This window comes from Paratractidigestivibacter sp. (assembly GCF_052362415.1).
Lineage (GTDB): Bacteria > Actinomycetota > Coriobacteriia > Coriobacteriales > Atopobiaceae > Paratractidigestivibacter.
Genome location: NZ_DAWEMK010000025.1, coordinates 321 through 11,394 on the forward strand (window position 1 = coordinate 321; position 11,074 = coordinate 11,394).

Genomic DNA, 11,074 nt, shown 5'->3' on the forward strand with positions numbered 1-11,074 from the left:
GCGTGGCCATGCTCTTCTTCCCGCACGACGATGCGCAGGGCGTCGCCGACGCCAAGCGCGTCTTCGAGGAGGGCTGCGCCGCCAACGGCGTGCCCCTGCTGTTCTGGCGAGAAGTCCCCGTCGACCCGCACGACCTCGGCGACTCCGCCCGCGCCTGCATGCCGACCATCCTGCAGGCCTTCCTTCGCCGCCCCGAGGCATGCCCGCGCGGCATCGACTTCGAGCGCAAGCTCTACGTCACCCGCCGCACCATCGAGCGCGCCGCCGACGCGAACCCCGCGCTCAAGGGCAAGATCTTCTACGTCTGCTCGATGTCTACGCGCACCATCGTCTATAAGGGCATGCTCGTGGCCACGCAGATGCGCCGCTTCTTCATCGACCTGAACGACGCCGCGGTCGAGACCTCCCTCGCCCTCGTGCACTCCCGCTACTCCACGAACACCACGCCCTCTTGGGAGCGTGCGCACCCCAACCGCTACATCATCCACAACGGTGAGATCAACACCCTGCGCGGCAACGTCAGCTGGATCCGCGCCCGCGAGCCGCACCTGTACTCCCCGGTGCTCGGCGCCGACCTCGAGCGTGTCATGCCCGTAATCAACAAGGAGGGCTCGGACTCCGCGATCCTCGACAACGTGCTCGAGTTCCTTACGATGAACGGGCGCCCGCTCGACCGCGCCGTGACCCTCATGATCCCCGAGCCGTGGGACAAAAACCCCAACCTCTCGGATAAGCGCCGCAGCTACGACGCCTATCAGTCCATGCTCATGGAGCCGTGGGACGGCCCTGCCGCCATCGCCTTCACCGACGGCCGCATGCTCGGCGCCGCTCTCGACCGCAACGGCCTGCGCCCGGCTCGCTACTACGTCACCCGTGACGACCGCATCATCCTGTCGTCCGAGGTCGGCACCATCGACGTCGACCCGGCGAACATCCTGCGCGCCGGCTGCCTCGGCCCCGGCGAGATGCTCGAGGTCGACCCCTCCCAGGGCCGCGTGATCTGGAACGACGAGATCCGCGACAAGTACGCAAACCAGAAGCCCTTCCGCGACTGGTTGGACGACGAGACCCTTGACATCTCGGACCTGCGCGAGCCCGCCGCCGGCGAGCTCGGCTGCCCGCGCGACGCCGGCGTGCGGCTGACCGAGCGCATGGCGCGCCTGGGTTACCACTACGACGACGTCGACGAGGCCATCCGCCCGATGGCCACGGCCGGCAAGGTGCCGCTGGCCTCCATGGGCGTCGACGCCCCGCTCGCGTGCCTCTCGAAGAAGAGCCGCTCCTTCTTCGACTACTTCCAGCAGCTCTTCGCCCAGGTCACGAACCCGCCGATCGACGCCTTGCGCGAGAGCCTCGTGACCTCCCAGGTGCTCTACCTCGGCAACCACGGCAACCTCCTCGAGGACTGCCGCGACACCTGCCGCCTCGTGCGCCTGCAGGGCCCGATGCTCTCCAAGGACGCCTTCGAGCGCATCTGCGCCATCGACCGCGTGGGCTTCAAGACCGCCCGCCTCTCCGCCGTCTACTCCCGCGAGGGCGGCTCCCTCGAGCGCGCCCTCGATGCCTTGGCCGACGGCGCCGAGCAGGCCATCCGCGACGGCGCGAACATCATCGTGATCTCGGACCGCGCCGCCGCCGGCGAGGTCCCCGTGCCGTCCCTTCTTGCCCTCGGCTGCGTCCACAACCACCTCATCCGCTGCGGCCTGCGCATGGACGCCGACCTCGTGGTCGAGTGCGGCGACGCCCTGTGCGCGCACGACTTCGCGTGCCTCGTCGGCTACTCCGCCTCGGGCATCTACCCTTACATGGCCCACGAGTGCATCGCCGACCTTTGCGAGAAGGGCGCCATCGACCTGCCCGTCGACGAGGCGCAGGCCAACTACAACCGCGCCGTGACCGCCGGCATCACCTCGATCATGTCAAAGATGGGCATCTCGACCATGCAGGGCTACCACTCCGCCCAGATCTTCGAGATTCTCGGCCTCTCCGACGAGCTCGTCGAGAAGTACTTCACCTCGACCGCCACGCGCATCGGCGGCCTTTCGGTGGCCGGCGTCGAGCGCGAGCAGAACGACCGCTACGACCAGGCGATGGCGCTCGCGAAGTCCCCCGCCCCCGACCAGCTGCCCACCCTCGGCCTCACCAAGTGGCGCCCGCTCGGCGGCGAGGAGCACCTCATCGACCCCAAGACCGTCTACCTGCTTCGCCACGCCTGCGTCGACGGCGACTACGACGAGTTCAAGGAGTACTCCGAGTACACCCACCGTCGCGGCCGCGCCGTCACCCTGCGCGACCTCATGGACTTCGACTACGCGGGCCGTACGCCCGTCGCGCTCGACGAGGTCGAGCCCGCCGAGTCCATCATGACCCGCTTCAACACGGGCGCCATGTCCTACGGCTCCATCAGCCGCGAGCAGCACGAGTGCCTGGCCATCGCCATGAACCGCATCCACGGCCGCTCCAACACCGGCGAGGGCGGCGAGGACCCGGCGCGCGAGACGCCGCTTCCGAACGGCGACTCAAAGAAGTCCGCCATCAAGCAGGTTGCCTCCGGCCGCTTCGGCGTGACCTCCCGCTACCTCCGCTCCGCCATCGAGATCCAGATCAAGATGGCCCAGGGCGCCAAGCCCGGCGAGGGCGGCCACCTGCCCGGCAAGAAGGTCTATCCCTGGATCGCGGAGGTGCGCCAGTCCACGCCCGGCGTCGGCCTGATCTCGCCGCCGCCCCACCACGACATCTACTCCATCGAGGATTTGGCCGAGCTCATCTTCGACCTGAAGAACGCGAACCCCGACGCGCGCATCTCCGTCAAGCTCTGCGCGCTGGCCGGCGTGGGCACCATCGCCACCGGCGTCGCCAAGGGCGGCGCGGACAAGATCACGATCTCGGGCCACAACGGCGGCACCGGCGCCGCCCCGCGCGACTCCATCTACCACGCGGGCATCCCCTTCGAGATCGGCCTGGCCGAGACCCAGCAGACGCTCCTTTTGAACGGCCTGCGCTCCCGCGTGGTCGTCGAGACGGACGGCAAGCTCATGAGCGGCCGCGACGTCGCCATCGCCGCCCTTCTTGGCGCCGAGGAGTTCGGCTTTGCCACCATGCCGCTCATCGCCTGCGGCTGCCTCATGCAGCGCGACTGCCAGCAGGACACCTGCCCGGCCGGCATCGCCACGCAGAACTGCAAGCTGCGCAGCTGCTTTGCCGGCAAGCCCGAGCACGTGGTCAACTTCATGACCTTCGTTGCTACGGAGCTGCGCGAGTACATGGCTCGCCTGGGCTTCCGCACGGTCGACGAGATGGTCGGCCACGCCGAGTGCCTGCGCCAGGTCGAGGTCGAGGGCAACTGGAAGGCCAACACCATCGACCTTACGGACCTTCTTGCCGTGAACACCAACGAGTACGGCAAGCAGATCCCGGGCGCCGACGGCAAGCACTTCTTGCCCTCCATGGCCCCCGACCTGGAGATCGAGAAGACCCTCGACTCCACGCTCTTCGTGCCCTATACCGCGAGCGCCCGCGCCCACCTCGAGCCCATCCGCTTCCACGCCGACATCGCCAACGTCAACCGCTGCGTGGGCACCCTGCTCGGCTCGATGGTCACCGAGCGGCACCCCGAGGGCCTTCCCGAGGGCTCCATCACCATCGACTGCGACGGCTCCGGCGGCCAGAGCTTCGGCGCCTTCCTGCCGGCAGGCGTGACGCTCAACATCTCGGGCGACGCCAACGACTACTTCGGCAAGGGGCTCTCCGGCGGCGTGCTCTCCGTGCGCCCGCCCGAGGAGGCCACCTACAAGTTCGACGAGAACATCGTCATCGGCAACGTCGCGTTCTACGGCGCCACGTCCGGCAAGGGTTTCGTGAACGGCCTGGCCGGCCAGCGCTTTGCCGTGCGCAACTCCGGCGCCACGGTGGTCGTCGAGGGTTGCGGCAACCACGGCTGCGAGTACATGACCGGCGGCCTGGCCCTGATCTTGGGCGAGGTCGGCATGAACTTCGCCGCGGGCATGAGCGGCGGCGTCGCCTACGTCTACGACGAGTTCGGCACGCTCTCCAGCCGCTGCAACCTCGACATGGTCGACCTCAAGCGGCCGACCGAGGACGAGGTCGAGCTCATCCACAACCTCGTGGAGGAGCACGCCCTGCGCACCTCGAGCCCGCGCGGCATAAAGATGCTCTACCGGTTCAAGGCCGTCTCGAAGAACTTCGTCAAGGTCATCCCGCGCGACTACGAGCGCGTCCTCGACTTCGTCGCGCAGGGAGAGGCGCGCGGCATGTCGCACGCCGACGCCCTCCAGTTCGCATTCGACTCCATGAAAGAGGGGAAGTAATCCATGGGCAAGCCAGGAGCGTTTCTCACCTTGGGCCGCAAAGCCCATGACCTGCGTCCCGTCAGCGAGCGGACGAAGGACTACGACGAGCTCTACGTGACGTTGACCCAAGAGGCGCAACAGCTGCAGGCCAGCCGCTGCATGATGTGCGGCGTGGCGTTCTGCCAGACGGGCGTGAGCTTCGGGAAGGCCCGCCCGTCGGGCTGCCCCCTGCACAACCTCATCCCCGAGTGGAACGACCTTTTGTGGCGAGGCCAGATGGCCGACGCCGCCGAGCGCCTCGCGCTCACGTCGCCTCTGCCCGAGTTCACGAGCCGCGTGTGCCCGGCGCTGTGCGAGGCCGCCTGCAACCTCGGCTGCCACGACGAGCCCGAGACGATCCACGACAACGAGCGCGCCATCTCCGATTGGGAGTGGGCAAACGGCGGCCCGCGCCGCTTCGAGCCCGCGGCCGAGGGCGCCCCGAGCGTCGCCGTCGTCGGCTCCGGCCCCGCCGGCCTCGCGTCTGCCTGGGAGCTTGCCCGCCGCGGCGCGCGTGTGACGGTCTACGAGAAGTCCGACCGCGCCGGCGGCCTGCTCATGTACGGCATCCCGAACATGAAGCTCGAGAAGTCCGTGGTCGAGCGCCGCGTCGACCTCATGCGCGAGCTCGGCATCGAGTTCTGTCTCGGCGCGGACGCGAGCGAGAAGGGCGTGGCCGAGGGGCTGCGCCGCGACTTCGACGCCGTGGTCGTGGCCGCGGGCGCCGGCGCCCCGCGCGGCCTTTCCGCCAAGGGCTTCGACGCCGGAGTGGCCGCGGGCGGCGTCGTGTACGCCGTCGACTATCTGACCTCCGCCACCAAGTCCGTGCTCGGCGGCGGGGCGCCCGCCATCGACGCCGCGGGCAAGGACGTCGTCGTCATCGGCGGGGGAGACACGGGCAACGACTGCCTGGGCACCGCCGTGCGCCAGGGCGCGAAGTCCGTGCGCCAGCTCGAGTTCCTCCCCTGTGCGCCCGAGGTCGCCGCGCCGGGCAACCAGTGGCCGCAGTGGCCGAACGTAAAGAAGACCGACTATGGCCAGCAGGAGGCCATCGCCCTCATGGGCGCCGAGATGCGCGAGTGGGGGATCGACACCCTCGAGGTGGCCCTCGACGCCGCGGGCGAGGTCTGCGGCCTCGACGTCGTCGACCTCGACTGGTCCGCCGGCAAGCCCGAGCGCCGCATGGACACCGAACGCACCTACCCGGCGCAGCTCGTGCTCATCGCCTGCGGGTTCACCGGCCCTGAGCGCTCCGTCTACGACGCCCTCGGCGCCCAGATGGCTGTGTCCGGCCGCCCGCTGCCCGTGATGGCCGAGGCCGGCTCGCACCGCTGCGCGGCCGCTGAGGGCGACGGCGCGCCCGTCTTTGCCGCGGGCGACGCGCGCAACGGCAGCTCCCTTGTGGTCTCCGCGATCGCCGACGCCATGGCGTGCGCCGGCGAGGTCGCCGCAGAGCTGAGGCTATAAGGGTGGACGGGTCCGGGGACATCCCGATCGTCACGGGGCGCGGCGGCCGACGCCCGTCGGCCGCCGGCGGCCTCGTGTGGCTTGTCGACGGCGAGGACCGCCCCTTCCGCGACGCGTCCGAGACCCAACGCCCCTGGCTCGAGGACTCGGCCGACTGGGGCGACGGCCAGCCCGACCCCGCGCCCGCGCCGAAGCCCGACGACGAGCCCGGCGGCCTCGTCTGGATCTAGCGAACGTCCCGGCTTCGCGAGGATCCGATCTTCGTTTTCAGGGAGCTTTATTGCTTCTGACGCCTCTGTGGCATTCACATAGGCATAGCCTTGAACGAAGAAGATAAGGACGTGTCCACTGAAGCGATGGGGGCGTGTTTCTCTTGGAGAATGGCATGAATGTTCTGCTGGACGCCGTCGAGCGGCAGGCGGGGGATCGCCCCGGCTCCGCGGCGTTCTCCTCGGTATCGGACGGCAAGACGAGCTACGGAGAGCTGTGGGAGGCGACGTGCCGCATCGCGCGGGGCCTCGCGTCGCGCGTCGACGGCGACGGCCCCGTCCTCGTGCTGGGGCCGAAGGCGGCCCTCACGGTCGAGTCGTTCCTCGCTTGTCTGATGAGCGGACACGCGTATGTGCCCATCGACGTTGAGCTCCCCGCCCGCCGCGTCGCCGACATCGCGGGCCAGATCGAGGGCGCGACGCTGCTCGCCGCCTGCGACGTGCCAGCGGGGCTGGCCGACGCGCTGCCGCAGGCGAAGGTCGTCGACGCCCGCGAGCTCGCGGAGCCCGCGCCGGGAGAGCAGGTGCCTTCGCCCCTTGCCCGCGAGCGGTGGGTCCATGGAGAGCAGACGCAGTACATCATCTTCACCTCCGGCTCCACCGGCCGCCCCAAGGGCATCGAGGTCACCGAGAGCTGCGTCGCGAACTTCTCGCGCTGGCTCGCCGGGTTCCCCGTCGTTCGCGACGGAGGCCGCGTGTTCCTCGACCAGGCGCACTACTCCTTCGACCTCTCGGAGTACGAGCTCGTGGGCGCGCTCGTCACCGGAGGCTGCCTCTTTGCGGTCGACGGCAAGGAGTCGTCCGACTTCCGCGCGCTCTTCGCCGCCCTGCGCGGCTCCGGCGTCGAGGTGTGGGTCTCCACGCCGTCCTTCGCCGACATGTGCCTCGCCGACCCCTCCTTCGGCAGCGAGCTTTTGCCCGACCTTCGGCTGTTCCTCTTTTGCGGGGAGGCGCTGCACCACACGACGGTGCAGAAGCTCCGCGCCCGCTTCGGGGAGCAGGCGATCGTCGCGAACACCTACGGCCCCACCGAGTCGACCGTGGCGGTGACCTACTGCGAGATCGGCGACGCGGAGCTCGCCGACACGGCCGCGCTGCCCGTCGGCTACCCCCGCAAGGGCACCGAGCTCAGGATCGTCGACCACGAGACGGGCGAGCCCATGCCGGAGGGCCAGACCGGCGAGATCGTGATCGCGGGCGACACCGTGGCACGCGGCTACTACGAGAACCCCCAGAAGACCGCCGAGGCGTTCTTCCGCTCCACGATGTCCGACGGCACGCCTGTGCGCGCATATCGTACCGGTGACCTGGGCTTTATTGGAAATGACGGTATGCTGCACTGCGCAGGGCGCCTCGATTCGCTCGTCAAGCTCAACGGCTTCCGCATCGAGCTCGGCGAGGTCGAGGGCGCCCTCGAGGCCGTCGGCTGCGTGCGCCACGCGGCCGTGGTCCCCGCGACGCGCGCCGGCCGTGTGGCGAGCCTGTGTGCCTTCGTCGTGGTCGACGAGGCCGCGGCCGCCCGCGAGCTCGGCGCCGAGGCCGCCGCGTCCGGCTTCGCGCTCGGTCGCGCCCTTAAGGCCGAGCTCGCCCAGACGCTTCCCGCCTACATGGTGCCGCGCCAGGTGCGCGTGCTCGACCAGATGCCGCTCAACGCGAACGGCAAGGTGGATCGCAAGGCGCTCGCCGCGAGCGTCTCCAAGTAGCAGAGCGCGCCGGATCGGCGCGCGACTATAAGAAAGGAACCGATTCCCATGACCGAAGAAGAAACCCGCGCGAAGGTGCTCGACCTGCTCGAGGACGTGGCCGGCGACCCCGAGGTGCGCGAGCACCTGGACGAGGACCTCTTTGAGCTCGGGTTCCTCGACTCCATGGCGGCCATCGAGCTGCTCGTGGGCCTCGAGGACGAGCTCGGCGTCTCCATCGCCCCGACCGAGGTCGAGCGCTCCGAGATGAATACCGTGAACAAGATCGTGGCGCAGGTTGTCAAGCGCCTCTAGGCGCGGTCGCGGCCTGCCGGCCTTCCCCGGGGACGCCCGGGGCGGGTCTTTGATGTGGAAGTGAGTACAGTTTGACGCTCTTTGCGGACTCGAGCTTCTTTGTGCTGCTGGCCGTGGCCGTCGCGGGCGCGGCGGCCATCGGGCTTTCCGGCCATACGCTGCGGCACTACGGCCTCGCCGTCTCCGTCGGCTTTCTGGCCTGCGTGTTCTTCAAGACGCCGGCGCAGCTCGCGGCGCTTCTCGCCTTCGTCGCCGTGGCGCGGGCCGCGGTGCTCTTCCTCGCGCGGGACCCGAAGGACAAGCGCCGCTACCTCGTCGCCGTCGCATCCACGCTCGCGCCGCTCGTGGTCTACAAGGTGTCCGCCGTCTTCGACCAGAGCATCTGGGGCTTCGTCGGCATCAGCTATGTGACCTTCAAGGCCGCCCAGGTCGTTATCGAGGTCCACGACGGCCTCATCGCGCGCGATGAGCTCGGGCTCGAGGACTGGCTGTACTTCTTGCTGTTCTTCCCGCAGTTCAGCTCGGGCCCCATCGACCGAAGCCGGCGCTTTGCCGCGGACGCGCACGCGACGCCTTCCTGCGACGAGTACGCCGGCATGCTCGCTCGCGGCATCCTGCTGCTCCTCGCGGGCGCGGTCTACAAGGTCGTCGTCGCGACCTGGATCCACCGCTTCTACGCACCCTCGGCCATGGGCGACGCGCTGCAGCAACTCCAGACGGCGCTCCTCTACGGCCTGTACCTCTTCTGCGACTTCCAGGGCTACAGCTTGATGGCGATGGGCGCGAGCTATTGCCTCGGCATCCGCTGCCCGCGCAACTTCCGCGCGCCGTTCGCCGCCGTGGACATCATCGACTTCTGGAACCGCTGGCACATCACGCTCTCCACGTGGTTCCGCGACTTCGTCTTTATGCGCTTCACTCGCTGGGTCATGCACCGCAAGCTGCTGCACGACCGTCTGCAGGTCGCGATGTGCGCCTTCATGGTCGACATGCTCGTCATGGGGTTCTGGCACGGGATCGCGTGGTGCTATATCGGCTACGGCATCTACCACGGCGTGCTCCTCGCCGTGACGCAGGCGATGCAGAAACGCTGGGGGTTCTACAAGAAGCACCGCCGCGACTGCTGGTTCCGCGCGTGCAGCTGGGCCGTGACGCAGGCGCTCGTCTTCCTCGGCTTCGCGATCTTCTCTGGACAGGTGGGGATGCTCCTTGGATAAGCGCACGACGGATAAGCGCACAGCGCCCAGGCTGCCCTTTCGCCCGCTCGCGGACAAGCTGAAGGCGGCGTCCTCGCGCCTGACGGGGACGGGGCTGCTTGCGGCGGTGCTCTGCGGCACAACCGCGCTCGGATGCGGCCTCGTGGCGTTCGACGCGCTCGTGCTGCCCGGCAACGGCCGCGCCGACGCGAGCAAGCTCTACGACTACGTGTACGCCGCCGGCAAGTCCGAGAACGTCGACTTCGTCGCGAACAACATGTCCGACGACGGGCTTTTGTGCTTCGGCTCCTCCGAGTGGTACATCTCCAAGAACCGCGTGAGCATGTGCCCGCAGGCGGTCTTCGGCGAGTCCGGCGCCGGCGTGGACATGACCTACATCGGCGAGGGGTACGACCAGGACCTGTGGCAGGCGATCGCCGCGGGCGCCTATGGGACGGGGAGCAAGGTCAAGAACCGCAAGGTCGTGCTCATGGTCTCGCCCCAGTGGTTCTTCAAGAACTCGGGCGACGAGAACAAGCTCTACACCAAGTTCAGCTACTCGCTCTACCGCGCATTCATGCAGAGCGACCAGGTCTCGGAAAAGACCAAGGCATACGTCCGCGGGCGCTGCTCCGCGCTCGGCGTCGAGGCGGACAAGCTCGCCGCCGCCTCGCGCGACACGGCGCTCGACGCGGTCAACGACGAGGTGTTTGCCGCGACGGACGCCTGGCAGCTGCGCAGCGACATCAACAACATAACCAAGCTCGCGCCGACGAAGTCTGATGCCCGCCGCGCGGCCGAGTCCTCGGGGCAGTCGAGCGAGCCCGACTGGGACGCGCTTCTTTCCAGCGCCCAGAGCGAGGGCGAGGCCGCCTGCACGAACAACGACTTCGGCGTCTACGACGCGTTCTGGGAGAAGAACCACACCTTCGACCCGGAGCTCTTCCAGAACTTCGACCAGGCGAACGACGAGTACGCCGACTTCGCGTGCCTGCTCGAGGTGTGCCGCGAGGTCGGGTTCGAGCCGCTCGTGTGCATCCTGCCGGTGCACGGCCAGTGGTACGACGTGAGCGACGTCTCGCAGGCGGACCGGCAAGGGTACTACGAGCGGATCCGCCAGATCTGCGACGCCGCCGGCGCGAGCTATGCCGACTTCAGCGGCTTCGAGTACGAGAAGTACTTCCTGTGCGACACCGTCCACCCCGGCTGGAAGGGCTGGGTGCGCATCGAGCACGCGGTCTACGACTACGCCAAGGACGTGCGCGGACAGGATGATTGCATAGTTTGGGGAGATGGACAGAAGTGAGTGAGCGGGTAATCTACGTCGCTGCGGCGCTCGCGGTCGTCGCGGCGGGGGCGCTGCTCGTGTGGTTCTGCGCTATTTCGGGTCTGAACGAGCCGGTGCAGTTCATCTATGGCGGGTTCTAAGCTCTGCAAAGAAGGGCGCCGCGCGCGGCGCGGAGCCTGGGCGCTCGCGAAGGCGGCGGCGCTCGCGCTCGCGCTCGGTACCTGGGCGGTTTTCGCCTGCCCAGCCCTCGCGGACGAGGCGCTGCTGCCGGGGGACGCCGACGAGGTCACCGACGAGCAGCAGGTCGACCCCACGGACGTCGGCGCGGCGCCGGTGGGCTGCGAGCCCGACGACGCGCAGCTCAGGGAGTCCATCGACGCCTATCTCGACGACAACTTCCCCGAGTCCGGCATCCCCGGCATGGCCGTGGCCGTCGTCGACTCGGAAGGCGTGCGCTACGAGCGCGTGCTCGGCGATGTGCGGAGCGCCGACGACACCTTCATCATCG

At 68.8% G+C, this 11,074-nt stretch carries 8 protein-coding genes and 1 pseudogene; all 9 read left to right on the top strand.

Annotated features, from left to right (window positions below; genetic code table 11):
• A partial coding sequence (gltB, locus tag ACT84W_RS04015; RefSeq protein ID WP_444328285.1) for a glutamate synthase large subunit occupies positions 1-4,328 on the top strand: 4,328 nt, incomplete at its 5' end.
• A gap of 3 nt (positions 4,329-4,331) precedes the next feature.
• Entirely contained in the window at positions 4,332-5,816 is a 1,485-nt protein-coding gene (locus tag ACT84W_RS04020; RefSeq protein ID WP_444328286.1) for a glutamate synthase subunit beta, read from the top strand.
• 2 nt (positions 5,817-5,818) lie between these two features.
• Complete coding sequence (locus ACT84W_RS04025) at positions 5,819-6,046, top strand: hypothetical protein (protein WP_444328287.1); 228 nt, start codon at positions 5,819-5,821, stop codon at positions 6,044-6,046.
• A 155-nt stretch (positions 6,047-6,201) separates the two neighbouring features.
• Entirely contained in the window at positions 6,202-7,788 is a 1,587-nt protein-coding gene (locus ACT84W_RS04030; RefSeq protein WP_444328288.1) for an amino acid adenylation domain-containing protein, read from the top strand.
• A gap of 48 nt (positions 7,789-7,836) precedes the next feature.
• The gene (gene dltC, locus ACT84W_RS04035) at positions 7,837-8,082 is read left to right on the top strand and encodes a D-alanine--poly(phosphoribitol) ligase subunit DltC (protein ID WP_417575871.1); all 246 of its coding nucleotides are present in this window, start codon (positions 7,837-7,839) and stop codon (positions 8,080-8,082) included.
• Between the two features lie 71 nt (positions 8,083-8,153).
• Positions 8,154-9,299: a D-alanyl-lipoteichoic acid biosynthesis protein DltB gene (gene dltB / locus ACT84W_RS04040; protein WP_444328289.1), complete on the top strand. Its 1,146-nt coding sequence runs from the start codon at positions 8,154-8,156 to the stop codon at positions 9,297-9,299.
• Complete coding sequence (dltD, locus tag ACT84W_RS04045; protein WP_444328290.1) at positions 9,292-10,584, top strand: D-alanyl-lipoteichoic acid biosynthesis protein DltD; 1,293 nt, start codon at positions 9,292-9,294, stop codon at positions 10,582-10,584. The genes dltB and dltD overlap by 8 nt, the downstream gene beginning before the upstream one ends.
• The gene (locus ACT84W_RS04050) at positions 10,581-10,706 is read left to right on the top strand and encodes a hypothetical protein (protein WP_432291438.1); all 126 of its coding nucleotides are present in this window, start codon (positions 10,581-10,583) and stop codon (positions 10,704-10,706) included. The genes dltD and ACT84W_RS04050 overlap by 4 nt, the downstream gene beginning before the upstream one ends.
• Positions 10,693-11,074 (top strand): annotated as a pseudogene (locus ACT84W_RS04055) (hypothetical protein); the annotation flags it as partial. The gene ACT84W_RS04050 and the pseudogene ACT84W_RS04055, both read left to right, overlap by 14 nt.

Excerpts from the sequence above, each read along its gene's own strand:
- ACT84W_RS04020 (WP_444328286.1), top strand. The coding sequence starts at position 4,332 with ATGGGCAAGCCAGGAGCGTTTCTCACCTTGGGCCGCAAAGCCCATGAC.
- ACT84W_RS04030 (WP_444328288.1), top strand. The coding sequence starts at position 6,202 with ATGAATGTTCTGCTGGACGCCGTCGAGCGGCAGGCGGGGGATCGCCCC.
- dltC (WP_417575871.1), top strand. The coding sequence starts at position 7,837 with ATGACCGAAGAAGAAACCCGCGCGAAGGTGCTCGACCTGCTCGAGGAC.